The organism is Variovorax sp. LARHSF232 (genome assembly GCF_052871435.1).
The window spans coordinates 32,525-56,927 of the sequence record NZ_JBIXJS010000009.1 but is presented as its reverse complement, the minus strand read 5'-3'; the positions used below and the strand labels follow the sequence as shown (position 1 = coordinate 56,927).

General features: G+C 67.4%; 19 protein-coding genes. 12 read left to right on the top strand and 7 right to left on the bottom strand.

The window, feature by feature from the left end:
- The first annotated feature begins 2 nt into the window (after positions 1 to 2).
- The 4 genes from ACIPRI_RS20880 to ACIPRI_RS20865 are packed head-to-tail and all read left to right on the top strand — an operon-like array spanning position 3 to position 4,592.
- Positions 3 to 1,199 carry an acyl-CoA dehydrogenase family protein gene (locus ACIPRI_RS20880; protein WP_446623394.1) on the top strand — a complete coding sequence of 399 codons (1,197 nt, stop codon included), beginning with the start codon at positions 3 to 5 and terminating at the stop codon, positions 1,197 to 1,199.
- 13 nt (positions 1,200 to 1,212) lie between these two features.
- A complete protein-coding gene (locus tag ACIPRI_RS20875; protein WP_446623393.1) occupies positions 1,213 to 2,355 on the top strand; it encodes an acyl-CoA dehydrogenase family protein in 1,143 nt (380 codons plus the stop codon).
- Positions 2,352 to 3,569 (top strand): CaiB/BaiF CoA transferase family protein, encoded by a 1,218-nt coding sequence (locus ACIPRI_RS20870; RefSeq protein ID WP_446623392.1) that lies wholly within the window; start codon positions 2,352 to 2,354, stop codon positions 3,567 to 3,569. The genes ACIPRI_RS20875 and ACIPRI_RS20870 overlap by 4 nt, the downstream gene beginning before the upstream one ends.
- A 24-nt stretch (positions 3,570 to 3,593) precedes the next feature.
- On the top strand, positions 3,594 to 4,592 hold the full coding sequence (locus ACIPRI_RS20865) for a Bug family tripartite tricarboxylate transporter substrate binding protein (RefSeq protein WP_446623391.1): 999 nt from the start codon (positions 3,594 to 3,596) through the stop codon (positions 4,590 to 4,592).
- A gap of 19 nt (positions 4,593 to 4,611) precedes the next feature.
- Here the strand turns inward: ACIPRI_RS20865 and ACIPRI_RS20860 are convergent, their stop codons facing one another.
- The 3 genes from ACIPRI_RS20860 to ACIPRI_RS20850 form a co-directional block, all read right to left on the bottom strand.
- Positions 4,612 to 5,499 (bottom strand): hypothetical protein, encoded by an 888-nt coding sequence (locus ACIPRI_RS20860; protein WP_446623390.1) that lies wholly within the window; start codon positions 5,497 to 5,499, stop codon positions 4,612 to 4,614.
- A 76-nt stretch (positions 5,500 to 5,575) separates the two neighbouring features.
- Positions 5,576 to 6,805 carry a c-type cytochrome gene (locus ACIPRI_RS20855; protein ID WP_446623389.1) on the bottom strand — a complete coding sequence of 410 codons (1,230 nt, stop codon included), beginning with the start codon at positions 6,803 to 6,805 and terminating at the stop codon, positions 5,576 to 5,578.
- Positions 6,786 to 7,529: an RNA polymerase sigma factor gene (locus tag ACIPRI_RS20850; RefSeq protein ID WP_446623534.1), complete on the bottom strand. Its 744-nt coding sequence runs from the start codon at positions 7,527 to 7,529 to the stop codon at positions 6,786 to 6,788. Before ACIPRI_RS20850 ends, ACIPRI_RS20855 begins: the two co-directional genes overlap by 20 nt.
- A gap of 144 nt (positions 7,530 to 7,673) precedes the next feature.
- Here ACIPRI_RS20850 and ACIPRI_RS20845 point away from each other — a divergent pair, with 144 nt between their 5' ends.
- Complete coding sequence (locus ACIPRI_RS20845) at positions 7,674 to 9,683, top strand: hypothetical protein (protein ID WP_446623388.1); 2,010 nt, start codon at positions 7,674 to 7,676, stop codon at positions 9,681 to 9,683.
- A gap of 12 nt (positions 9,684 to 9,695) precedes the next feature.
- A complete protein-coding gene (locus ACIPRI_RS20840) occupies positions 9,696 to 10,946 on the top strand; it encodes a hypothetical protein (protein ID WP_446623387.1) in 1,251 nt (416 codons plus the stop codon).
- Here the strand turns inward: ACIPRI_RS20840 and ACIPRI_RS20835 are convergent.
- Positions 10,838 to 13,765, bottom strand: coding sequence for a transglycosylase domain-containing protein (locus ACIPRI_RS20835; protein WP_446623386.1), 2,928 nt, complete (start codon positions 13,763 to 13,765; stop codon positions 10,838 to 10,840). The two genes, ACIPRI_RS20840 and ACIPRI_RS20835, sit on opposite strands and share 109 nt — an antisense overlap.
- 482 nt (positions 13,766 to 14,247) lie before the next feature.
- Between ACIPRI_RS20835 and ACIPRI_RS20830 the strand changes: the two genes are divergently transcribed.
- From ACIPRI_RS20830 to ACIPRI_RS20815, 4 genes are all read left to right on the top strand, one after another.
- Positions 14,248 to 14,670 carry a globin family protein gene (locus tag ACIPRI_RS20830; RefSeq protein ID WP_446623385.1) on the top strand — a complete coding sequence of 141 codons (423 nt, stop codon included), beginning with the start codon at positions 14,248 to 14,250 and terminating at the stop codon, positions 14,668 to 14,670.
- Positions 14,671 to 15,191: 521 nt separating this feature from the next.
- On the top strand, positions 15,192 to 16,790 hold the full coding sequence (locus tag ACIPRI_RS20825; RefSeq protein WP_446623384.1) for an AMP-binding protein: 1,599 nt from the start codon (positions 15,192 to 15,194) through the stop codon (positions 16,788 to 16,790).
- A 2-nt stretch (positions 16,791 to 16,792) separates the two neighbouring features.
- The gene (locus ACIPRI_RS20820) at positions 16,793 to 18,025 is read left to right on the top strand and encodes an acyl-CoA dehydrogenase family protein (protein WP_446623383.1); all 1,233 of its coding nucleotides are present in this window, start codon (positions 16,793 to 16,795) and stop codon (positions 18,023 to 18,025) included.
- Positions 18,022 to 19,023, top strand: a complete 1,002-nt coding sequence (locus ACIPRI_RS20815; RefSeq protein ID WP_446623382.1) for a Bug family tripartite tricarboxylate transporter substrate binding protein — start codon at positions 18,022 to 18,024, stop codon at positions 19,021 to 19,023. Before ACIPRI_RS20820 ends, ACIPRI_RS20815 begins: the two co-directional genes overlap by 4 nt.
- Positions 19,024 to 19,036: 13 nt before the next feature.
- Here ACIPRI_RS20815 and ACIPRI_RS20810 read toward each other — a convergent pair whose 3' ends face one another.
- Positions 19,037 to 20,839 (bottom strand): phospholipase D-like domain-containing protein, encoded by a 1,803-nt coding sequence (locus ACIPRI_RS20810; protein WP_446623381.1) that lies wholly within the window; start codon positions 20,837 to 20,839, stop codon positions 19,037 to 19,039.
- 160 nt (positions 20,840 to 20,999) lie between these two features.
- On the opposite strand from ACIPRI_RS20810, the gene ACIPRI_RS20805 reads away from it, so the two are divergent.
- Positions 21,000 to 21,689 carry a CorA family divalent cation transporter gene (locus ACIPRI_RS20805; protein WP_446623380.1) on the top strand — a complete coding sequence of 230 codons (690 nt, stop codon included), beginning with the start codon at positions 21,000 to 21,002 and terminating at the stop codon, positions 21,687 to 21,689.
- A gap of 11 nt (positions 21,690 to 21,700) precedes the next feature.
- Positions 21,701 to 22,615, top strand: coding sequence for a dienelactone hydrolase family protein (locus ACIPRI_RS20800; RefSeq protein WP_446623379.1), 915 nt, complete (start codon positions 21,701 to 21,703; stop codon positions 22,613 to 22,615).
- Positions 22,616 to 22,622: 7 nt separating this feature from the next.
- On the opposite strand, the gene ACIPRI_RS20795 is transcribed toward ACIPRI_RS20800, so the two are convergent.
- Positions 22,623 to 23,861: a tetratricopeptide repeat protein gene (locus ACIPRI_RS20795; RefSeq protein ID WP_446623378.1), complete on the bottom strand. Its 1,239-nt coding sequence runs from the start codon at positions 23,859 to 23,861 to the stop codon at positions 22,623 to 22,625.
- Between the two features lie 87 nt (positions 23,862 to 23,948).
- Entirely contained in the window at positions 23,949 to 24,371 is a 423-nt protein-coding gene (locus tag ACIPRI_RS20790; protein ID WP_446623377.1) for an HU family DNA-binding protein, read from the bottom strand.
- Positions 24,372 to 24,403 lie beyond the last annotated feature (32 nt).

Below are 24,403 nucleotides of genomic sequence, written 5' to 3'. Positions count from 1 at the left end.
ACATGGACCTCCAGTTCACCCCCGAAGACGAAGCGTTCCGCAGCGAGGTGCTGCAGTTCCTGCGCGACCGGCTGCCCGAGCGGCTGTCGCTCAAGGTGAAGAACGCCTTGCGCCTGACGCGCGAGGACATGGTGCAGTGGCACGCGATCCTGCACGAGCGCGGCTGGCTGGCCAACCACTGGCCGCGGCAGTACGGCGGGCCGGGCTGGAGCGCGGTGCAGAAGTTCATCTTCGAGAACGAATGCGCGCTGGCCGGCGCGCCGCGCATCGTGCCCTTCGGCGTCAACATGCTGGGGCCGGTGCTCATCAAATACGGCAGCGAGGCGCAAAAGCAGTACTGGCTGCCGCGCATCCTGAACGGCGAGGACTGGTGGTGCCAGGGCTACTCCGAGCCCGGTTCGGGATCGGATCTGGCCTCGGTCAAGACGACGGCAGTGCTCGATGGCGACCACTACGTCGTCAACGGCCAGAAGACCTGGACCACGCTGGGCCAGCACGCCAACATGATCTTCTGCCTGGTGCGCACCAACAAAGAGGCCAAGGCCCAGTCGGGCATCAGCTTCCTGCTGGTGGACATGAACGCGCCCGGCGTGGAGGTGCGGCCCATCATCACGCTGGATGGCGAGCACGAGGTGAACGAGGTGTTCTTCTCCGACGTGCGCGTGCCGACCGCGAACCTGGTCGGCGAGCAGGACAAGGGCTGGACCTATGCCAAGTACCTGCTGACCTACGAGCGCACCAACATCGCCGGCGTGGGCTTCTCCGTCGCCGCGCTGGAAAAGCTCAAGCGCATCGCCGCCAAGGTGCAGCGCAACGGCCGCCCGCTGGCGCAAGACCCGCTGTTCGCCGCGCGCCTGGCCAAGGTCGAGATCGACCTGGAGAACATGAAGACCACCAACCTGCGCGTGATCGCCGCCGTGGCCGGTGGCGGCGTGCCGGGTGCGGAAAGCTCCATGCTGAAGATCCGCGGCACCGAGATCCGGCAGGAGATCTCTTCGCTGGCCCGCCGCGCGATGGGGCCGTATGCGCAGCCCTTCATCGAGGCCGCGCTGCATGAAGGCTACGACGAAGCGCCGGTCGGCCCGGCCGAGGCGGCGCCGCTGGCCGCGGCCTACTTCAACAACCGCAAGCTGTCGATCTTCGGCGGCTCCAATGAAATCCAGAAGAACATCATCTCCAAGATGATCCTGGGCCTGTGAGGGGCGCACCATCATGAACTTCGAACACACCGAAGACCGCCGCATGCTGGCGGACTCGCTGGACCGCTTCATCGCCGAGCAGTACGCATTCGGCGCGCGTGACCGCATCGCACAGAGCAACGAGGGCTTCAGCCGCGAACACTGGTCGCAACTGGCCGAGATCGGCGCCCTGGGCGCCCTCTTCCCCGAGGACGTGGGCGGCTTCGCCGGCGCCGGCTTCGACGTGGCCGTCGTCTTCGAGAGCCTGGGCAAGGGCCTGGTGGTGGAGCCCTTCCTCGGCGCGCTGCTCGTGGGCCGTGCCATTGCACGGGCCGGCACTGCGGCGCAAAAGGAAGGCATTGCCGCGCTGATCGACGGCAGCACCATCGCTGCGCTGGCGCACGAAGAGCCGGGCTCGCACTACGAGGCGACGCGGGTCGCCACGCGCGCCGAGCGATCCGGCGAAGGCTGGACGCTGAACGGCGCCAAGGCGGTCGTGCAGCAGGGCGAGAACGCCAGGCTGCTGCTGGTATCGGCGCGCACGCACGGTGCCGATGACGACGCAGAGGGCATCTCGCTGTTCCTGGTGCCGGGCGACGCGCCGGGCCTGGCCTGGCGCGGCTACCGCAAGATCGACGGCGGGCGGGCCGCCGAGCTGACGCTGCAAGGGGTGCGCGTGGGCGCCGAGGCCCTGCTGGGCGCCGAGGGCGCAGGCGCCGCGGTGCTCGAGCACGCGCTCGGCTGGGGCCTCTTGGCCCTGGCCGCCGAATCGCTGGGCGGGATGGAAGTGGCCAAGCGCGACACGCTCGAATACCTGCGCGTGCGCAAGCAGTTCGGTGTGCCCATCGGCAGCTTCCAGGCCTTGCAGCACCGCATGGCGGACCTGCTGCTGGAGATCGAGCAGGCGCGCTCGGCCGTCATCAATGCGGCCGCCGCCATCGACGGCGGCGAGCGCATCGGCCGCGAGAAGGCGCTGTCGGCGGCCAAGTACAGCATCGGCCGCATCGGCACCCGCGTTGCGGAAGAGTGCATCCAGCTGCACGGCGGCATCGGCATGACCTGGGAGCTGCCGCTGTCGCACTACGCCAAGCGGCTGGTGATGATCGACCACCAGCTCGGCGACGAGGACCATCACCTGGCGCGCTACATCGCGCTGGGCCAGGAGGCCGTGCAGTGACCGGCCCCGTGGGCGGCGAACCTCGCCTTCCACTCGCCGGCGTGCGCGTGCTGGATCTGTCGCGCGTGCTGGCCGGCCCCATGTGCGCGCAGGCGCTGGGCGACCTGGGCGCGGAGGTCATCAAGATCGAGCACCCTGGCCGCGGCGACGACACGCGCGACTGGGGCCTGCGCGTGGGCTCGCGCAACACCGCCTACTTCAACAGCGCCAACCGCAACAAGCAGTCGGTCGGCGTGGATCTGCAAAAGCCCGAGGGCCAGCGCCTGGTGCGCGAGCTGGCCGCCAAGAGCGACGTGGTGATCCAGAACTTCAAGTTCGGCGGCATCGCGAAGATGGGGCTGGACTACGAGTCGCTGAAGGCCATCAATCCGGGCCTCGTGTACTGCTCGATCACCGGCTACCGCACCGACGGCCCCGAGGCCGCGCGCCCGGGCTACGACCTGGTGGTGCAGGGCGAGGCCGGCCTGATGGCACTGAACGGCGAGGAAGGCCAGGGCCCGCTGAAGTTTGGCGTGGCGGCGGTGGACATGTTCACCGGCATGTACTCGGCGCAGGCGATCTTGGCCGCCCTGTTCGACCGCCAGCGCACTGGGCAGGGGCGGCATGTCGAGATGGCCCTGTACGACTGCGGCCTGATGATCACCGCCTACTACGGCATGGAGGCGCTGCTGATGGGCAACGACCCGCCCAAGTACGGCAACGCGCATCCTTCCATCGTGCCCTATGGCGTGTTCGATGCGGCCGACGGCCCGGTGGTCATCACGGTGGGCAACAACGCGCAGTTCCAGCGCTTCTGCATCGAGGTGCTGGAGCGGCCGGACCTGGCGGCCGACGAGCGCTTCACCACCAACCTCACCCGCTCCCAGAACCGCCATGTGCTGCTGCCCGAGCTGCGCGCCGAACTGGCCCGCCGCCCGCGCGAGCTGCTGCTGGCGCGCCTGACGGCGGCCGGCATTCCCTGCGGCGAGGTGCTGGGTCTGCTGGAGGCGCTGCAGTCGCCGCGCAGTACCGAGGCCGGCCTGCTGGCCGAGCTGCCCAACCCCGAAACGGGCCGGGTGCAGGTGCTGGCGCCTCCTTACCGCTTCGACGGCCAGCGCATGCCCGTGCGCGCCGCGCCGCCGCTGCTCGCGCAAGACACCGAGCGCGTGCTCGGCGAGCTGCTGGGCATGGACGCGCAGGCCATTGCCGCGCTTCGGCAGGGCGGCGTTCTTTGATTTTCTGAAACGGGAGACTCCTTGATGAGATTCGAAAACTTCACCCGCCGCCAGGCTTTGGCGGCGATCGGCATTGCCTCGCTGGCCGTCGTCGCGGCCGCCCCGGCCATCGCGCAACAGGACTGGCCCGCGCGCCCGATCAAGCTGATCGTGCCCTTTCCGCCCGGCGGCCCCACCGACACCGCCTCGCGCGTGGTCGGCCAGAAGCTGGCCGAGCGCCTCAAGCAGCCGGTGGTGGTCGAGAACCGCGCCGGCGCTTCGGGCACCATCGCCGCGCAGTTCGTGGCCAAGAGCGCGCCCGACGGCTACACCTTGATGATGCTGGCCACGCCCACGCTGCTGGCGCCGCACCTGTACAAGTCAGCCGGCTACGACGTGGCCAAGGACTTCGCGCCCATCGCCAGCGTGTACGACCTGCCCATCGTCGTGGTGGTCAATCCCACCGTGCTGCCGGATGTGAAGACCCTGCCCGACCTGATCGCCAAGGCAAAGGCCGAGAAGGGCCAGCTCAACTACACCAGCTCCGGCCCGGGCAGCTTCGGCCACCTGACGATGGAAATGCTCAAGGACCTGGGCGGCTTCGACATGCAGCACATCGCCTACAAGGGCGGCACGCCCGCGGTGACCGACCTGCTGGGCGGCCAGGTGCCGGTGATGTACGCCGACCTGGTGGCTGCTTTGCCGCACATCCAGTCCGGAAAGCTGCGCGCCATTGCCGTCGGCTCGCCGCAGCGCGTCGTGCAGTTGCCGGATGTGAAGACGGTGGCCGAGCAGGGCTTCAAGGGCTTCGACGCCGTCTCCTGGGGCGGCCTGCTGGCGCCGGCCGGCACGCCCAAGCCGGTGGTCGATCGCGTGAGCGCCGAGGTCAAGCAGATCCTGGCCGACAAGGACGTGCAGGAGCGCCTGGTGAAGGCAGGTGCCGCGGCGGCCTATGGCGACCCGGCGCAGATGGCGTTGCGCATCCGCACCGACTTCGACAAGTGGGGCAAGGTCATCCGCGACAAGAACGTCGCGGTCAACTGAGTGGGGCGGGCGCCATCTACTAAGACGCGCCGCCCTGGCGCTGGCGGTCCATGCGCTTGAGCTTGAGGTACTCGGCCTCGCTGAGGTCGTCCAGCTGGCGCGGATATTTCGCCGTTGCCGCGTACCACAGCGCCAGCCGCTTCTCGAAATCTTGCGGCGCCGCCGAGTAGGCGTCCACGGCCAGGAAGTAGCGCATCGCGTTGCGCTCCACCAGACCTCGCATGCCGCCGATCAGTTCCGCATCGCCGGATGGCTGCTGTTGTTGCTGCTGCTCGCCGCCGATGGCCGTGAAGCCCACCTTGCCGCGGCCGAAGGTGGCCAGGTAGCTCTTGGACGCCACGCGGGTCGCGGAGCTCTGGTCGTAGGCGTAGCTGAAGTGAATGAACGACTTGCCGTCCTTCAGCGGGATGCCTTCCAGCGCAATGCGATAGTTGCTTGTGCCGAACGGTCCCTTGCCTGAGTTCAGCCTGGCCTCGAAGTAGTCGGGCGTGGCGCTGACGAGGCGACCGCGAAAGCTCAGCTCGAAGGCCTGCTCGACGGGGATGTCGTACTTGCGCACCACGCTCAGTGTCAGGGTCTTGTTGGCCGCGTCGAGACGGCAGGCGCGATTGTTGAGGTGCAGCAGCATCATCTCGCACCACTGCGCCGGCTTGTTCAGGGCAGCGCTGACCTTGGCCAGCGGACGGTCCAGCACGCCGTACACCTCGCCTTGCAGCGTGTTCCCCGTTTCGGCCGAATTCAGGACCATCGGCCGGCCGAATTGGCTGTTCGCCAAGGCTGGGGCGAGCTTGTCGTAGGTGGCGCGCAATGCGGCGGCACCGGACTGCGCCGCGGCTGATGGCGCCCATGCGAGGCAGGTGGCTGCAAGGGCGACTGTCAGAGCGGGAACTAGGCTGCGCGCGGGCATGGCGAGATCTCCTGGGGCGGGCCCAGCGCCGGCTTGGCGCTGGGAAGCGCGACCATACACCCAGGAGGGGCCGGCCTTACTGCGACTTCAGATACTGCGCGAGATCCGCGATCTCCTGCGGACTGAGGCCCAGCGATCGCTTGCTGTTGTAGATGGCCGCGACGTCCTCCAGCGTGGCGGCCGACCCGTCATGGAAATAAGGTGGGTGCTGCCAGGCGCCTCGCAGCGGCGAGGTGCGGTACATCTTGGTGGCCGAGCGGGATGCGTAGCTGGGCGTTTCCGGCTCCGCCATCGAGTCAAGGGGCGGATGCAGCGTCGCGTTGGCATCGGTGAACAAGGCGCCGCTGTGGCAGGTCACGCACTTGCCCGCGCCGTCGAAGACCAGCTTGCCGCGTGCGGCTGCAGCGGGGTCGAAGCTGTCCGCCGGCGCAGCGGGGGCCTTCAACGACAACTGGTAGGCCTGCAGAGCGGGCAACTTGCTCGAGACCAGGTCCGTCGTGCCGTTGGTGATGCTGACGCCCAGGCGCGGCTCGGAGAAGCTCCCCTGGCCGCCCATCTGCGTCACGGCCACGTAGCGGTTCCAGTAGGCGATGTCGCTGCCGTCGCCGGTGAAGGTGATGGCATGGATGCCGTCCAGCCCATAGGCCGGCGGGATCACCACGGGCTTGCTGATCCCATCGATGTTGAAGCGCGGGTCGTACTTGCCCTTGCCCCAGGAGAGGTAGGCGGCCTTCTTGGCGGCGTCCACCGCGGGAGACAGTGCAATGATGGCGCCGGGGTTCAGGTCCCGGTTGGGCCAGCCATCGAGCCGCTTGCCGATGCCCGGCGCGAAGGAGTTGTCGACGGTCGAGTGGCACAGCGCGCAGGTGACGCCGACGCGAGTCAGCACATCCTTGCCGGCGACTGCCTCCACCCTGCCCTTGAGGCCGACCACCGCGTCCAGCTTCAGCAAGGCGACGGTCGTGTCGGGGCTGTTGAGATCGATGCTCCCGTCCTGGATGCCCTTGACCACAGGCGGGGGCAGCGCCTCGGCGTCGACCTTCAGGCCGACCGCCAGCGCGGCCTGGGGACTGACCGCCGTGCGGATCACCTCGTGAATGCGCAGCGTGTCGGTCCACTGGGCCTCGTCGCCGAAGGTGTCGAAGCGAAAGATCCGCTTGCCCTGGGCGACCAGCGCAGCCTGCTGCTGCGCGGCCGAGTCGGCGGCACCATCATCATCGTCACTGCCGCCGCACCCGGCCAGGGCGGCAGCAGCGATGGCTGCCGCTGCGCCCACGTTCAGCCAATCACGCGTGGGGGTGATCATGGGGAGCTCCTTCGTCATCCATGGCGGCCAGGACGTGCGCGACGATGGCGTCGCAGCGGGCGCCGCCGAAGCTGAAGGTGTCGCCGAGCGCGACGTCGACTTCGCGCGACAGCGCTTCGCGCAGCAGGGCGCGGGCGCGAAAGAAGCGGCTGCGCACGGTTGCTTCGGGAATTGCCAGCGCGGCCGCCACGTCCTCGATGCTCATGTCTTCCACGGCACGCAGCACGAACACGGTGCGGAACACTTCGGGCAAGGCATCGATCCGGGCCTCGATCAGGCGGCGCATCTCGCCACGCATCGCCAGGCATTCGGGCTGCTCGCGGGCGTCGGCCTGCATCCAGGCCTCTTCTTCCTGCGCATCGCCGCCACTGCCCGCCAAGTCGACGGCGGCAGCGTCGAGCGGCAGCACCTGGGCGCTTGCGCCTTTGCTGCGGCGCAAGCGCCCGAGCGCCTCGTTCACCACGATGCGCACCAGCCAGGTCGACAGGCGCGCTTCGGCGCGGAAGCTGGAAATCGAGCGCCAGGCGCTCAGGTAGGCCTCCTGCAGCGCGTCCTGCGCCTCTTCGTCGCTCTTCAGGATGCTGCGGCAGGTGCGAAACAGCAGGCGGTTGTGCCTTCGCATGATTTGCTGAAAGGCGTCGGTGTCACCGCGGGCGGCGCGGGTAGCCAGTTCGGCATCAGACGCAGGGCCTGGCGCCGTGCCGGCGGTGACGGATGGATGCACTGGCATTTTTTTTGACCCCTGTGCCCATTGGATGGAGCCAGGGGCCATCCTGTTCCCGCCAGGCCGCGGCCATGGCATGTTGCCGAAAGCATGGTTCTCGCTAAAGTCCCGATCTCCCGTTCAACGCTGCAGCGAGGTATCCAAGTGTCCAAGCTTGATGCGCGCAAGGTGAAGGTGTGGTTGGCCTGCATGGCCGCTCTGTCGGCTGCGGGCCCGGCGTCGGCCTGGGTCTATCCCGAACACCGGGAGCTGGCCTTGATGGCGGTGCAGCAGCTCGACAGCGAGCACAAGGCCGTCTTCGACCAGTTGTGGCGAAGCGCGCGCGCCGGCAGCGAGCAGCGCCTGTGCGAACAGGGCGCCGACGCCGCGCAGGAACTCGCGCCCTCCTGCATCGATTGGGCCGCCCTTTCGGCCATCGCCGGCGATCATTCCTGCTCGAGCCGGGAGATGCTGGAGACGGCACGCAACGCCCCGTGGGTGCTCTCGGTGGCCGACGTCGCCGCCCAGCTGAAGGTCGACCTGGCGCGCCTGCCCGTCACCGCCCAGCCCGAGCTGAGCGGCAAGGCGACCGACGTGCTGTCGGACGCGCAACGCCGGCTCGCCAGCGAAGCCGTGCGCGCCCAGCGCGTCAATGCCTTGCGCACCGCCGACATCCGCCTGCAGCGCGCCGATCCGCAGTACGCGACGCGGGCCGGCTCCAACAACGCCCACTTCCTTCTGGCCCGGCCGACCACCGACGTCAAACCCACGGACTATGCGGAACTGACGCTGCGCCCTGGCTCCGACCTCAATGCCATCGGCGTGTACTCGTGGTTCCACCTGAGCGCCCTGCAGAAGGCCAGCCGCTTGCGCAGCAGCGGCGAGACGCTGGATGCGGCGCAGCGCGATGCGCTGGCGCGCGCGGTGCTGGCCGACGAAGCCTTCGCGCTGCACTTTCTGCAGGACACCTTCGCGGCGGGCCACATCGCCGGCGCCTGGGGCGATGCGTCGCAGCGCCAGGGCACCCACGACTTCTACAACCAGAGCGGCCTGGAAGTTTTCACCTGGCGCGGCGGCGGCAGCTCGGTGGTGCTGATGGGCGATGCCCACATGCGCATCGAAGATGCCCGGGTGGCATCCGCGTCCGTCCAGGCCAGCCTGCAGCAGGTGCTGGACGTGGCCTCGGGCCGCATGACGGCGGCCCAGTTCGCCCCGCTGCCGGGCGCGCCCGCCGAGCCGGATGCCTTCGACGTGTGCCGCACCAGCAACTTCCCGCGCCGCGAACCGGAGCTGCGCGTGCGGCAGGAAGACATCCCCCTTCTCGCATCGACCCTGACGGCGACGGCGGTGCCCGGCCTCGGCCCGGGCCTGGGGGCCATGCCGCGCTTTCGCAGCGAGGTGGGGCCGTTCATCGGCCTGGCCGGTTCGCTCGACACGCGCGCGATCGATCGTGGCTTTGTCGCGGGCCAGACCAGCAACGGCGCCGTCGTCGGGCTGGATTTGTCGGTGCGCGCAGGCTTTGGCCTGGACGGCGTGATGGGCGAAGCCGGCGACGGGCTGGTCTATGCGTCGGTCGGCTTTCGCGCCGACTCGCCCTCGACCAACCAGTTCAGCAACAGCAGCGCGGGCGCCGCCGCGCTGGGCGGCAACCTGAGCGCGGCGCTGCCGGCGCGCACCGGCCTGTCGCTGCGGCTGCGCATGCCCTACTACATCGTGCCGGGCGATCTGCTGCTGGCCTCGCCGCTGTACTTCGTGAACCCCAAGGCCTATGCGGACATGGCGGTGTCGGCCGGCAATGGCGGCCTGCTCGGCCTGCAGTCGGGCTGGGCAACGCCCGTGGGCCGCTTCCAGTTCGTGCTGGGGCGCGAGCTGGGCATCACCTTCTATGGCTTGTCGGGCGACGACCAGCTGCTGGCCCCGGGGGCCAACCCAGGGGACTTCGGCCGGGTCGTCAACTTCAAGTCCACGTCGTACGAGCTGCCCATCTTCGAGTACCGGCCGTACCGGTCTTTTTCAACGAATCAGAGTTCGTCCGTGCTGCTGCAGCTGTACGCCGCGGCCGACGTGCCGCGTGGCGAATCGGTGCGCTTTCCAATTGGTGCGCCGGCGCCGAAGCTGGATACCGTCTGGTCGCTGGGGCTTCGGCTGATCTTCGACTGGCGCTACTACTACTGAGATTGAAAGGCCATGGCCATGATGATGTTCACGGCCATGCGCCGATCTCTTGGTGTCGCTGCCAGCGCCACTGCAGCTTGCCTGTTTGCGCTGCTGGCCGCCTGCACGTCACCGCCTCTGGTGCCCTTTGACACGCAAGGCCCGCCGCTGGTGCTGGTGCCGGCGGCGCAGGCGGGCGTGGAGGATCAACGGGCGCGCTTTCGCGAGATCTTTTGCGCCGTGCTCGAGGCGCGCAAGAACCAGATCGAGGACTACCGGCCTTGCGACGATGCGCTGACGCGCCTGGATGGCGAGCCAAGCGGCACAGGCCGCCACGTCGAGCTCGGCGCCTCCAGGCGGCGGCTGGTTGCGATGGTGGTGCCGGGGGTGGGATATGAATGCTTCGAGCCCTGGCTGCAGCCACCGGGAACGGCCAAGCGGCACGTGGCGCAATTCGGCTACGACCTGGACCTGCTCAAGGTCGATCCGCTGTCGAGCACGGCCCGCAACGCGCGAATGATCCGCGACGCGCTGATGGCGATGCCAGCGCAGGAAGGTCTGCCCCGCATCGTGCTCGTCGGCTATTCCAAGGGGGCGCCCGACATTCTGGATGCGCTGGTGACCTACCCGGAGATCCGTGCGCGCGTCGCGGCGATGGTAAGCGTGGCCGGCGCTGTCGGCGGCTCGCCACTGGCCAACGACGCCACGCAAGACCAGGCCAATTTGATGAAGCACTTTCCCGGGGCCAGTTGCGATACGGGCGACAACGGCGCCGTGGAAGCGCTGCGCCCACAAGTACGCAAGGCCTGGCTGGCGCAGAACCCCACGCTACCGCCGCAGGTGCGCTACTTCTCGCTGGTGACGCTGCCGCAGCCCGAGCGCGTCTCGCTCATCCTGCGGGGAAGCCGGAACAAGCTGGCGCAGATCGACGCTCGCAATGACAGCCAGGTGATCTTCTACGACCAGATCGTGCCGGGGAGCGGGCTGATGGGATATCTCAATGCAGACCACTGGGCGATTGCAGTGCCGCTCAATCGCACCCGGGCGGCGATCGCGGCGACTGTGGTGACACAGAACGCCTATCCGCGGGAGGCGTTGATCGAGGCGGTTCTGCGCTTTGTCGAAGAGGAGATCTCATCGTCCGTCGGTGCTCGTCGCGAAGCACCCCAACGCAATCAATCCTCCGTACACCCGCCGCGCCGGAGCACGGGCAGCAGTTGCGGGCCGAGCGACTTCAGCAACTGCACCGGCAACGCGCTCGTGAACCGAAAGCGTGCGGCATAGGGTTCGCGCGCGTAGACCATGATGGTGCCGAAGTAACGATCGCCGATCAAGAACACGAAGGTGGCGGTGCGGGCGATCTTGCGCTCTGATATCACCCGTCCGCCGCGGCCGATGATCTCGTAGCGGTGATCGCCAGTGCCGGTCTTGCCGCCGATCTCGATTTGGCGGTCGCTAGCGTCGGTGAGCGCACCCTTGAGGCGCCGCGCAGTGCCGTCGTTCACCACCTCGACGAGCGCGCGGCGCACCGTCGCGGCGACCTCGGGCTGCAGCAGTTGCTCGACGGTCGCGTGGCGCGGCTCGAGCCGGGTCTCGTAGGGCGTGTCGCGGGCGAAGTGCAGCGCGCCGACCCGTTGCGTCGGCAGCCGTGCGCCGTCGCCAACGATGATGCCCATCAAGTCCGCCAACGCGGCCGGGCGGTCGCCCGAGGCGCCGATCGCGCTCGCGTAGGAAGGCGTGAGCGATGCGAACGGATACCCCAGTCGCCGCCACGAACGATGAATCTGCGCGAAGGCGTCGAGCTCGATCAGTTCGCGGATTCGCTTGTCCTGCGCGTTCTTGTGGCGCGTCTTGAAGAGCCAGGCGTAAGTCTCCTGGCGTTCGCGCGCGCTGGCGTCCAGCACCTCGGTCAATGTCGCGCCCGGGTGACGCCGCAAGAAGCCCACCAACCAGAGCTCGAGCGGGTGCACGCGTGCGACATAGCCGCGATCGGCGAGCGACAGGGCGCTGTAGGTGCTCCGCATTGCCCGCAGTGCGCGCGGCGAGCCGGCGCCGTGGCCGAGTTGTCGGGTCAGCAGTTCGTCCAGCTGCGCCTCGCTGGCTTCGGGCTCGATGGTGAACAGCACGCTCGCCAGGCGCGGCGCCGTTGGCCTCACGCCGCGCAGCAGCAGCGCTTCGGCGTCCGCGGCCGACTTGCCCTGGTACTTGCGATAGAAGCGAACAAGGAAGGCTGAGCCTTCGCGGTCGGCAAAGCGAGCGAGCATTTCGCGCCGGCCCGGATCGGCAGGATCCCTCAGCAGGCGCTCGGCGTTCGACTCACCGCCGAACATCCGGTGACGCACCAGGTCGCGCATCAGGCGGATAAACACCAGGTTGACCGAATGCTTGAAACCCTCCCGCACCGTCATCGAGCTGCTGTTGCGCGAGCGCTCGAAGTTCTCGAACTGATGCAGGCCGCCGCCGGTGAAGAAGGCCTCCGCCGGGCTTGCTGAGTACCGGCGCTCCATGGCCGCCTCGAGCATCGGTGCGAGGTCGCGGTCATTGGCGCGCAGCAGGTACTGCCGAGCCCACGCGCCCAGTGGGTCGCGCGGGCTCACCGCCAGTGCCGACAGCTCGGTGGGGCTCAGATCGGCCCAGCTCGCGTGCAGCTCGGCGACGATTTCGAGGTAGCTCACCAGGGTGCGCAGCTTGGCCGTGGAGCCGAGGTCCAGCCGCGCGCCCTGATTCACGTCGAAGGGTTGGTCGATGTTGTCGGCTTGAACGCGCAGCAGGTTCGCCTGCGCGCCGCGCTCGAACAGCGTGAAGCTGTAGACCAGGGGGGCGGGGTCCGCGCCCGGGTGGAGCATATGGAAGCCGACCAGTCCCGCCTCCTTCGCCGCGGCGGGCTTCCGCAGTCCCGCCAGCACCCGCGCGGCGAGCGCCTGCGCCTGACCGTCCAGGCTGGTTTCGGCCTCGAGGTCGAGGCGCTCGAGGTTGTAGACGCGCGGCACGCCGAGCAGAGTGGCGATGTGGGTACGCAGCGCGTTCGCGGCCTTGCGCTGGACGAAGTCGGGGCGCGGAGCCGGCGGCAGCTCGGGCCGCAGGTACAAGGGGAGGGGCAGCGCCGCATCGCGCAGCGAGGGCGCGATCACGCCCGCGTCGGCCATCAGCCGCAGGTAGCTGTCCGTCAGTCGCGCCAGACTTGCGCCGTCGCCCAGCAGGTGCTGCGTCGGGCGGCGCTGCGCGATCATCAGCGACAGTGCCTGCTTGAAGGCCTCGGCCCGGCGCCGGAGTGCTTCCTCCGTGGGCGTGGCACCCGCGTCGTCGGCTGCGAGCAGGCGGTTGACTTCGCCGAAGTCGCGTCCATACCAGGCCCACAAGCCGTCGCCCAGGCCGTGCACTTCGCCGATGCCCGGGCGTGCGGCGAGAGGCACCGTGTTGAGGTAGTCGACGACGATCTGGCGGCGCCGAGCCAATGTGTCCTCGCCGTCCTGGTAGGCGCGCAGCGAGGCCGACGCCATCTGGCGCAGCTTCTCGCTGATCGACGCGGTGCGGCCTTGGGGGGAATGGCGGTACTTCTCGATCTGGGTCGCCAGCGTGCTGCCGCCCGCCGCCGCCCGGCTCGGATCGACCGCCCGGAGCAATTGTTCGAATGCGGCTTTCGTGAAGCGCTCCGGGTCGAGCGCGGGGTTGCGCTGCGCCGGCTGCGCGTCCAGCAAGTGGCCGTCCTCGACAAACAGCAGTGCGCTCACCAGCAGCGGCGGCACGTCCTCGAAGCGCTCGTACACGCGCTTTGGCACGCGCGTATGCAGCAGTGAGGCATCGCGGCAGTCGCGTACGGTCAGGCCCGCCTGGTTCTTCTCGCGGTAGGGGATGAAAAGCCCGCGCTCCTGCAGCTCGATCAGCCGCGGCGACATGCGCGCCTGGCGGGTGACAACATAGCCCTGGGGCTGCAGGCGATCGATGTAGCCGGGCAGATCGTGGTAGCCCAGTCGCTCGTCGTAGGGCCCGGTGTGGGGAAAACGGATGGCGTCGCTGGTGCCGGCGTCGACGCTGAACCGGGCGTCGTTTGCGAGATCCCGCCACAGCGCCGACTGCAGCCGGGATGTCTTCAGTTCGTCCACCGTGAACGCGACAAGCGCCACCACGGCGCCGAGCCCAGCGCCAATCCAGAGAATCCTTCTGAACCTTGCCACGTTCTGCCTCGCATCAGCCCGCATCGTGGTCCGTCAGACAAGATGATGCGCTTTTCGGGGCAGCGATGCTGCCTCCCGATCGACGCCACCACGCAAACCTTCTGGTCAGCGCAATACCGGCAGGAAGCTAGGGCGGGGCCTCGACGGGGCAGGTATCCCACAACCCCGGAGTGACAAAAGTCACTCCATTGCCATGCATTTGGTACTGCATCAATTTGGCGCGTGCGCCTAGATTTGCGGATACGGAAAGCACCCATCCAGCGCGATCCGCCCCCCAAACGGCTTACGCAGCCCTGAAGCTCATTTTCCCGCTGCCTGAGTTGATGGGCTTGATCTCGCTTCGGCAGGTCCTGCCTACAAGACCTACTGATTCCCGACAGACCCGCAACCACCAACCGAGGAGTTTCCAGATGACCCCCACCCAGATCGAGCTGGTGCAGTCCAGCTTTGCCAAAGTCGCGCTGATCTCCGACCAGGCCGCGGCGATCTTCTATTCGCGCCTGTTCGACTTGGCGCCGGAGGTTCGTGCACTGTTCAAAGGCGACATGGTCGAGCAGGGCCGCAAGTTGATGACGATGCTCGGCAGCGTGACGCGTCAATTGAATCAGCTCCACACACTGGTGCCGGTGGCCGAGCGCCTGGCGGAGCGCCACGTCGGCTACGGTGCGGTGCCGGCGCACTACGCGGTGGTCGGCGCAGCGCTGATCGGCACGCTCGACGAAGGCCTGGGCGCCGACTTCACCCCCGACGTGCGCATCGCCTGGGAAACGGCTTACGGCACGTTGTCAGGCGTGATGATCGCCGCTGCGGAAAAGCGGCCGCCCGCTGGCTAGCCTGAGAGAAGGTGGTTCCGAGTCCAGTGTCTCAATGGGCTAAGCGCCCGTGCGACCTCTGCGCTGCTGCGTCTGATTGGAACTGCCCGCTTGACTCTCGCGGTCGTTGCGGCTGTCGGGTGTACGCCGTCCTTCGTTCCTTTGCGTCGGCTGATGCGTCCCCGCCTTGTTGTGCTGCGTACCGGTACTTTCAGAAGGGTTCCTGGCCTTGCTCATGGATTCTCCTTTGAGATTGCTGCCATAGGAACATTCTCCTGACGTTGCCAGGAATGCGCCATCGGACTTCGCCGATGCCCCCACTGGCGGAGATGCCCGACATCTGGTCAGTCGCGGCGGACGCCTGTTCGAAGCGCGCTGGCCGTGCTCCATACATCCGATTGATATCCCACCATCACCAAACAGTATTTCCCTGATATCCCCGTCCCCTGGAACACTGCCCCCAAGCCCTTCCTCACTGCCACCACAGCAGCGAAGAGCACCAGTTCCAGGAGACAGCCATCACTACCGCACCCCCTCTTCCCTTGGGCAGCGCCACCTCGCGCCCCGTCGCCAACGTCGGCGCGCTAGTGGCCCGCAGCGCACGCGCCAATGCGAAGCGCATCGCCGTCAAGACCGCCACGCGCAGCCTGACCTACGCCGAGCTGGAGCAGCGCTCCAACCGCCTGGCCAACGCGCTGCTTTCTTCTTCATCAGGCCTGGGCCTGAAGCGCGGTGACCGCGTCGGCATCTACCTGCCCAACCGCCCGGAGATCGTCGAGGTCGAGCTGGCCTGCTACAAGGCCGGGCTGATCAAGGCGCCCTTCAACGCGCGGCTCTCGCCCAGCGAGGTGGGCGAGACCGCGGCCAACAGCGATGCGGCGGTCATCGTCACTACCGCCGCGCGCGCCGAATCCTTTCGCCCGCACATCCGCGGGGCAATGCCGCACCTGCTGCTGGTCGATGAAGCAGCAAGCGGCGACGACAAGAGCACTTACGAATCCGCCCTCGACCGCGCCAGCGACACCTTCACGCCCGTCACCGTCCACGCCGACGAAGTCGCCGTGCTGCACTACACCTCCGGCTCCTCCGGCGTGCTCAAGGCCGCCATGCAGACCTTCGGCAACCGCCTGGCGCAGCTGCGCAAGTTCCTGCTGCGCAGCGAGGGCATGCACGAAGGCCACGTGCTGGGGTTGGTGGGGCCGATCACGCATGCCTCGGGCATGCAGCTGGTGCCGGCACTGTGCTGCGGCGTGAGCATCCGCCTGTTCGACAGCTTCGAGCCGGCGCGCTTCATCGCCGACATGAAGGCGGACCGGGTGACGCACACCTTCATGGTGCCGACCATGATCAACATGCTGCTGGCCGAGCTCGAAGGCCAGTACCGGCCGCTGCCCGATCTGGTGCGCCTGGGGTATGGCGCAGCGCCGATGGCGCCGGCGCGCATCCTGCGGGCCATGGACGTGTTCGGGCCGGTGCTGTCCCAGGGCTATGGCGCGGGCGAGACCACCTCGGGCGTGTGCGCGCTCACGGTGGCCGATCACCTGCATGCCCGCGCGGCGCGGCCCGAGCGGCTGGCCTCGTGCGGCCGGCCGCTGCTGGAATGCGACGTGCAGATCCTCGATGACGATGGCCAGCCGGTGGCCACGGGCGAGATCGGCGAGATCGTGGTGGGCGGCGAAGACGTGTTTGCCGGCTACTGGCGCGCGCCCGAGCTGACGGCCGAGGTGCTGAAGAACGGCCGCTACCACACAGGCGACCTGGCGCGCATGGACGAAGAGGGCTACGTCTACATCGTCGACCGCAAGAAGGACATGGTCATCAGCGGCGGCTTCAACGTCTATCCCTCCGAGGTGGAAGCTGTGCTCTACCAGCACGAGGCGGTGCAGGACGCCTGCGTGTTCGCCATTCCGGATGACAAGTGGGGCGAGTCGGTGGCGGCGCACGTAGTGCTCAAGGCGGGCCGCGCGCAAACCGATGTGCGCACCGTGCTCGACGCCTTCTGCGGCGAGCGGCTGGCCGGCTTCAAGCGGCCGCGCCACATCGAGTTCGTGACCACGCTGCCGAAAAACCCCAACGGCAAGGTGATGCGAAAGGCCGTGCAGGCGCCCTACTGGGCCGGACAGGAACGGATGGTGAACTGATCATGGACGCAACGACCACAACCCCCAACACGACTTCAGCGCCCATCTTCGCTGGCCCCTTCGAAGGCTCCGAGCGCGCCGCCGAGATCATCGCCCGTGTGCAAGCCTTCCTGAACGGCGAGCTGGCCGAGCTGGCGCGCGAGCACCACATCGACCACGAGCACGGCGCGCCGCGCGAGCTGCTTCAGCGCGTGTGGCGCCGCTCGCACGCGCTGGGCTTCTACGGCATGACGCTGCCCGCCAAGATGGGCGGCCTGGGCCTCACGGTGCTCGACCACGTACTCATCAAGGAAGCCATCTACGCCACGGGCTCGCCCTTTGCCCCGCACGTGTTCGGCGAGTTGAGCGGCCCGCCGCGCGTGGGCGCGCTGGCGCGCCAGGCCACGCCCGAGCAGATGCGCGACTTCATCCTCCCGGTGGCGCAGGCCGACAAGGCCATCTGCTTCGCCCTCACCGAGGCCGAGGCCGGCTCGGACGCCGGCGCGGTGCAGACGCGCGCGGTGAAGGATGGCGACCATTACGTCATCACAGGAAAGAAGCGCTTCATTTCCGGCTCGCCCTTTGCCGACTACGCGGTGCTGATGGCCTCCACCGCCGACGAGGGCGCGCAGCAGCGCGAGGTGTCGGCCTTCTTCGTCGATCTGAAGGCGCCCGGCGTGCGCGTGGAGCAAGGCTACAAGACCATGGCCGGCCAGAGCAGCACCGGCGACATCGTGCTCGAAGGCGCCCGCGTGCCGGCCGCCAACCTCATCGGCGAGCCGGGCCGCGGCCTGGCGCTGGCGCTGGGCCGCATCACGGTGAACCGCCTGCTGCACTGCCCGGCGATGGTGGGCCTGGCCACGGTGGCGCTTACCGATGCGCGCGACTACGCCATGCAGCGGCGCCAGTTCGGCCGCGCCATCGGCCAGTTCCAGGCCATTCAGCACATGCTGGCCGAGGCGGCCACCGAGCTGGCGGCGGCCCGCGCGCTGATGATTTGCACCGCGCGCCAGCTCGACGCCGGCGCCGAGGCGCGGGCCGAGGCCTCGATGGCCAAGCTGTTCTGCTCCGAGACGGCGTTCCGCGTGGCCGACCGCGCGGTGCAGGTGCATGGCGGCGAAGGCATCGTGCAGGGGCGGCGGGTGGAATTTTTGTTCCGCATGCTGCGTATGTACCGCGTGCTCACCGGCACCAGCGAGATCCAGAAGAACACCATCGCCAAGGAACTCTTGAGCGAGAAGGAGACAACGAAATGACCACCACCCAATCGACCCGCCGCGGCCTGCTGCAGCAAGGCTCGCTCGCCGCCCTGGCCCTGATGATGACGACGACGCCGGGCCTCGCGCTGGCGCAGGACCCCTACCCCAGCCGCCCCATCAAGTGGGTCGTGCCCTACCTGGCCGGCACCGGCCCCGACACCACCACGCGCATCCTGGCCGAGGCGGTGGGCCCGATCCTGGGCCAGCCGGTGGTGATCGAGAACAAGGCCGGCGCGGGCGGCAACATCGGCGCGCGCATCGCGGCCAAGTCGCCGGCGGACGGCTACACCTGGGTCTACTCGGCAGCACCGATGGCGGCCAACATGCACATGTACAAGAACCCGGGCTACGACGCGCTGAAAGACTTTCGGCACGTGATGCGGCTGACCAGCTCCGACATCGTGGTGGTCGTCAAGGCAACTTCCGACATCCGCACCTTGAACGACCTGCTGGCAAGCGCCAAGGCCAAGCCCGATGCGCTGAGCTATTCGTCCGGCGGGGTCGGCACGCCCTCGCACCTGGGCGTGGAGATGCTGCTGGACGCATCGGGCGCCAAGGTGATGCACGTGCCGTACAAGGGCGCGTCCGAGCTGGTCAACGCGGTGATGGGCGACCAGGTGGCCTTCGGCGCGCCGATCTTCAGCGTGGCCTATCCCATGATCCAAGCCGGCAAGCTGCGCGCCCTGGCCGTCGCCGGCCCCAAGCGCAACGCCACCCTGCCCGACGTGCCCACGCTGGCCGAGCTGGGCATCAAGGGCGTGGAGCTCACCAGCTGGGGCGGCATCTCGGTGCCCGCCGGCACGCCCGACGCGGTGGTCGACCGCATCCGCTCGGCCTTCCGCCAGGCCATGGCGCAGCCCAAGGTCGTCGCCGCGCTGCAGCAGCAAGGCGGGCAAGTCGACATGCAGGATTCCGCCGCCTATGTGCAGGGCTTCAAGCAGGAGATGGCCTTGACGCAAGCGATGATGAAGAAGGTGGGGCTCGAGGCGATGTGACGCAAGGCGCGGCTCAACGCGTGCTCTGCATCGAAGCGAGCGCGGCAACCCGCTTCGTCCGGAGCTTTCCGGGGGCGTAGTCCTTCAGCCACTCCTCGGGGCTTTCCTTCAGAAACTGCGGCGCGTTCTTTGGCGGAAGTTCCGACGCCGATTCTTCGGCCATCCGTGATGTCACCTCGACCACGGAGCGGAAGTAGTAGTGAAAGAACAGCCGGTTGAATTCCGTGAAGTAGATGTCCGCCACGCGCTGGTCGCCGCGAATCACCAGCATGTTCTCGTCGTTGTCAGAGGTCGACGCGTTCGAGAAGTTGGCAGACCCGGTCACGACGATGGGATCCTTGCCCAAGGGGTCCACCAGCATGAACTTCGAATGCACGTAGCTCACGTGCTGGTTCAGCTGCAGCTTTCTGGCGTTCGTTTCCCGCGCGAACTGGTACACCGCGTCATTCAGGAACGAACCCCACGCCTGGTAGACGTTCTGCTTGGCATTGAGGCTCACCCAGGCGGTCTGGCTGTTGTCCTTTTTCTTGTCCTGCTTTTCGAGAAGGATGAAGCTGAGCGCGCTCTTGCCAGTGTGATCGGCCAACGCACTTTCGAAATCCTTGTTGATGCCAAAAGCCAGGGTGATGCAGGCCAGCGATTGCGCGTTGTCCAGCAGGCCGATGTAGGTCTGCACTGCGGCCAGGCCCTTGCGCGGGCTGAAGATGGGGGTAATGCCCTGGGGCAGTGAATCGACCGACGCGATGGATGGCGATATCTGCTCCACGGCCGCGCGAAACTCGGCGTTGGCCTTGCGCCCTTCGGGTGACTTCCCTTCCATGGCGCCCGGGTCCTTGAACAGCAATTGCCAATACTGATGGAAGGCTTCGGCCGCTGCCGCATCGCGGACCCAATGGCCCACATTGGTCTGCCCATGAAAGCCCCCGTTGGACAGGTTGGTGGACCCGGTCCATACCTGCGTGGGCTTCTTGCCTTTGGGCAACAGCACCATGAACTTGTTGTGTTGGATGCTGTCGGGCCGCATCTGCCGCATCAGCACCCGCTTCTTCGGGATGGCCGCGTCCTGGAGGGTCTTCAGGTTCTCCTGGCGCGGAAAGGCCTCGACCCGCTTGCCCGTCTTCTTGTCGATGTGGGAGTTGTCCTTGCCGTCGACGATCAGGCGCACGTCCACGCCGCGCTCGATGGCGGCAGCCAGTTCCGCGGCAACCGGCATGTAGCGAAACTCGTAGAAGCAGCCCAGCAGGACATCGCCCGCCCTGGCTTGCCGGATGAACTTGAGGATGGCGTCGTCCAGCTCCCGGCTGAGCCAGTCCAGCGCCCGCTGCTTGAGCGCAGGGTCCCGGATGCGATCGGGCTGCTGGTTCTTGAACTTGCGGGCGTAGGCCTGGCTGCTGGCGACGCCTCGGTTGAAGAAGACGTCGTGCACTTGCTTGGAAAACAGCGCCTCGGTCTCGACCTCGATCTCGACAAAAGGCGCGCTGTGATCCAGATTCTTGGGGCGCCCGCGCACCGGATGGAAGCGGTAGGTGTAGCTGCGCTCCGGTTTGGCCGTGAAGTCGTCCCAGACAAAACTCTGGATCGGGTGGTCCCAGGTCGACACGCGGGTCTTCTCGTCCGGCGCCGGCACCACCGAAGGAAATACCTTCATGCCCTCCATCATGTAGGTCTCGTTCTCGACCGGGTCGATGCGCTCCACGGCGAATCCGAGCAGCCCCTTGCGAGCGGCCGCCGTGGCGGTGATTCCGAAGCTCACGGTATTGACACCGGTGACGGCGAAAACCTGAAAGCCACGCTGGGCCTTGGACTTGAATCGCATCTTGTTCCTTTGGTGCTGCGGGGCGCGCACATTGAACGCTTGTGCCGGCAGGCGACGCATCATCCAAACGGTGGAGCCCGTGGACAGCCAAGCGGCCCCTCGGCCTGACGACGTCCTGTGGCACCATCGCCTGGCCCCCCTATGCACCTCCGAGGTTTCGATGCTGATCAACTGCGTTGCCTACGAAAACGGCTCCAAGCTTGCAGACATCCCGGTGGCCGACATCAGCGAATACATCGTGCGGTCCGGCTGCTTCGTCTGGGTCGCCCTGGCTGACGCAACGCCGGCTGAGCTGGACGAGATGCGCGAAGAATTCGGCTTGCACGAACTGGCCGTTGAAGACGCGCAACACGGACATCAGCGACCCAAGATCGAGGAATACGGCCCTTCTCTTTTTGTGGTGATGCACCTGCTGGAGCCCGAGCCGGAGCGCCCCGGCGACTTCAATTCCGGAGAGGTGGATGTGTTCGTGGGCCACAACTACATCTTGTCGGTTCGAAACCGGAGCAAGCAAGGCTTCCTGGGCGTCAGGCAGCGCTGCGAGCGCGAACCCGAACTGCTGCGCAACGGTTCCGGATTTGTGCTGTACGCGCTGATGGATGCCGTGGTCGATCGGTACTTCCCCATCATCGATGCGCTGGAGGTTGAACTGGAGAAGATCGAGCAGCAGATCTTCACCAAGGGCGCCGCCAGAGAAAGCATCAAGCAGTTATACGACTTGAAGCAGCGTGTCATGGTCGTCAAGCATGCGGTCGCCCCGTTTCGCTATGGTTATGCAGCCGCGCTGGTGCTGATTGCCAGCGTGTGCAGCTACCTCTACTACCGATTTCGACGAGCAGGATGGTTATAGGAGCATCACCCATGCAGCAGCCACCACCACAGCGCCTCACCGCCAGTGACTTCGACCAGGACTTGCTCGTCCTCTTCGATGCCTACGTGCACGGCGACATCGACCGGCGCGGTTTCCTGTCCGGGGTCAGAAAATTCGCCAAGGCCGGCATGACGGCCGCCGGCCTGCTGGCGATGCTGAGCCCCAACTTCGCGGCCGGCCAGCAGGTGCCGCCCACCGATGCACGGCTCAAGATCGAGCGCATCAGCTATCCGGCGAGCGCCGGCAGCGGCACCATGAAGGGCTACCTGGCGCGGCCTGCCGACGCCGGCACGCGCAAGCTGCCCACGGTGCTGGTCATTCACGAGAACCGCGGCCTCAATCCGCACATCGAGGACATCGCGCGCCGCCTCGCGCTCGACGGCTTCATGGCCTTCGCCCCCGACGCGCTGACGTCGCTGGGCGGCTACCCCGGCGACGAAGACGCGGCACGCGCCGCCTTCGGCAAGCTCGACCAGGCCAAGACACGCGAGGACTTCATCGCCGCCGTCACCTGGCTCAAGACCCGGTCCGACACCAACGGCAAGATCGGCGCCGTCGGCTTCTGTTGGGGCGGCGGCATGGTGCACGAGCTGACAACGCGCCTGCCCGACCTGGCGGCCGGCGTGCCCTTCTACGGCAACACGCCCGATCCGTCGCAGGCCGCCAAGGTGAAGACGCCCTTGCTGGTGCAGCGCGCCGAGATCGACGACCGCATCAACGCCGCCTGGCCGGCCTACGAGGCCGCGCTGAAGGCCGCCGGCGTGCGCTTGACGGCCTACCAGTACCCCGGCACGCAGCACGGCTTCAACAACGACACCACGCCGCGCTACGACGCGGCTGCCGCCAAGCTGGCCTGGTCGCGCACGGTGGAGTTCCTGAAGGCGCAGCTGGGCGGCACGGCCTGACTGCCTGCTACGCCGGTCGCTTGCGCAGGAAGACGAACAGGCCTTCGATCGCTTGACGCTGGTCCTGCCGCAGCGGGGCACGCAAGGCTTGCACCACCTCGAAGCCGTTGGCTTCGGCCAGGCGCCGCGCATAGTGCTCCGAATGCGCGAAACGCAGGCTGGGCTGCAATTCGAAGTCCATGTCCTTGTTCGAGGGAAGCACTTCCAGCGAGAAGCAGAACATGCCATCGGAAGGGACCGCACGTCCGACGCTGGTGAAGATGGATTCCAGATCGCCGATGTAGATGAAGACATCCCCTGCCACCACCAGGTCATGGCGGTCCGTGTTGCTTCGCAGAAAGCCGTCGATGTCGCCGTGGACGAGCTGTTCGTAGCAGCCCGTTGCCTGGGCCTTCGCCAGCATCTGGCTCGACAGGTCGACGCCGGCCATTCGGTCGCACACGTCCTTCAGCAAGGCGCCGCACAGGCCGGTGCCACAGCCCAGGTCCAGTGCCGAATGAAAGCGCCGCGAACGCGTCAGGCGGATGAGTTCGTTCGCCAGAACCTCGTGGGCGCGGTAGCCCAGCACGTCGACGATGTGGTGATCGAAGTCGTCGGCATAAGCGTCAAACAGGCCCTCCACGTAGCTTGCGGGCGAGGCCGCCGCACCCGCGCCGCCACCACCGGGCGTGACAGACGCGAGGTAGTAGGCATTGAGCTCGTCGGCACCGCCGTGCTTCACGGCTTCGCGGAATGCCTGCGCCGCCTCCGGCAGGCGCGACATCTCGCGCAGGATGTTGCCCTTGTTGGTCCACGCCGGCGCGAAGGTGGCATCGGCCGCCAGTGCGCGCTCATAGGAATGCAGGGCTTGCTCATGCCGGTCGAGTGACTGCAGGACCTGGCCGTGGCGGTACCAGGGCATGGCCGCTGGGTTCAGTTCGCCGGCTTGGCGAAAGCTCTGCAGCGCCTCTTCGCTTCGGCCTAGCTGGGCGAGCGCCTCGGCGCGGTGGAACCAGGCTTCCGCGTTCTGCGGCTCCAGCCTCAGCAAGGTTTCCACGGTGTCGAGCGCGTCCTGTGGCCGTGACAGCCTGACACGGACCGCCGCCAGGTTGATCAGCGTGGAGGCACGATCGGGCAGCAGCGCCAGCGACGCGGAAAAGGACTGCTCGGCCTCTTCGAGGCGTTCTTTCCCCAGCGATTCAAGGCCATCGAGGAAGTGCTGCTTGGCGCGCTCGAAGCTCTGTTGCGGTTCTGTAGGGTGGTTCATGGATGGGGCAAAAAAGCAAAAAAACCGCCCTGAAGGCGGTTTCCTGCTTGCAGACTGCCGGCCCGGAAAGGGGCCGGGCAGACCAGCTTACTTCTTCTTTGCAGCAGCCTTCTTGGCGACAGGCTTGGCTGCCACGGCGGCCTTCTTGGCGGGCGCAGCGGCCTTCTTCGCAGGTGCAGCCTTCTTGGCAGCGGGCTTGGCCACGGCGGCCTTCTCGGCCTTGCGCTTGGCCAGCTTCGGGTCGACGGCGGCCTTGAAGGCGGCGCCGGCCACGAACTTGGGCACCTTGGCGGCGGCGATCTTGATCTTCGTGCCCGACTGGGGGTTGAAGCCCGAGCGCGCTGCGCGAGCGGCTTGCTTGAAGGTGCCGAAGCCCACGAGCTGGACGGCGTCGCCCTTCTTCACTGCGTTGACGATGGCGCCGGTGACCGTTTCGAGGACGCGCGCGGCTTCAGCCTTGCTCAGGGTGTGGGCGGTGGCGATCTTCTCGACCAGTTCGATGCGGTTCATTTTTTAGGTTCCTTGATGTGTTCGCGCCGCGT

Excerpts from the sequence above, each read along its gene's own strand:
- ACIPRI_RS20880 (WP_446623394.1), top strand. The coding sequence starts at position 3 with ATGGACCTCCAGTTCACCCCCGAAGACGAAGCGTTCCGCAGCGAGGTG.
- ACIPRI_RS20875 (WP_446623393.1), top strand. The coding sequence starts at position 1,213 with ATGAACTTCGAACACACCGAAGACCGCCGCATGCTGGCGGACTCGCTG.
- ACIPRI_RS20865 (WP_446623391.1), top strand. The coding sequence starts at position 3,594 with ATGAGATTCGAAAACTTCACCCGCCGCCAGGCTTTGGCGGCGATCGGC.
- ACIPRI_RS20860 (WP_446623390.1), bottom strand. The coding sequence starts at position 5,499 with ATGCCCGCGCGCAGCCTAGTTCCCGCTCTGACAGTCGCCCTTGCAGCC.
- ACIPRI_RS20855 (WP_446623389.1), bottom strand. The coding sequence starts at position 6,805 with ATGATCACCCCCACGCGTGATTGGCTGAACGTGGGCGCAGCGGCAGCC.
- ACIPRI_RS20840 (WP_446623387.1), top strand. The coding sequence starts at position 9,696 with ATGGCCATGATGATGTTCACGGCCATGCGCCGATCTCTTGGTGTCGCT.
- ACIPRI_RS20830 (WP_446623385.1), top strand. The coding sequence starts at position 14,248 with ATGACCCCCACCCAGATCGAGCTGGTGCAGTCCAGCTTTGCCAAAGTC.
- ACIPRI_RS20820 (WP_446623383.1), top strand. The coding sequence starts at position 16,793 with ATGGACGCAACGACCACAACCCCCAACACGACTTCAGCGCCCATCTTC.
- ACIPRI_RS20815 (WP_446623382.1), top strand. The coding sequence starts at position 18,022 with ATGACCACCACCCAATCGACCCGCCGCGGCCTGCTGCAGCAAGGCTCG.
- ACIPRI_RS20810 (WP_446623381.1), bottom strand. The coding sequence starts at position 20,839 with ATGCGATTCAAGTCCAAGGCCCAGCGTGGCTTTCAGGTTTTCGCCGTC.
- ACIPRI_RS20805 (WP_446623380.1), top strand. The coding sequence starts at position 21,000 with ATGCTGATCAACTGCGTTGCCTACGAAAACGGCTCCAAGCTTGCAGAC.
- ACIPRI_RS20800 (WP_446623379.1), top strand. The coding sequence starts at position 21,701 with ATGCAGCAGCCACCACCACAGCGCCTCACCGCCAGTGACTTCGACCAG.
- ACIPRI_RS20795 (WP_446623378.1), bottom strand. The coding sequence starts at position 23,861 with ATGAACCACCCTACAGAACCGCAACAGAGCTTCGAGCGCGCCAAGCAG.
- ACIPRI_RS20790 (WP_446623377.1), bottom strand. The coding sequence starts at position 24,371 with ATGAACCGCATCGAACTGGTCGAGAAGATCGCCACCGCCCACACCCTG.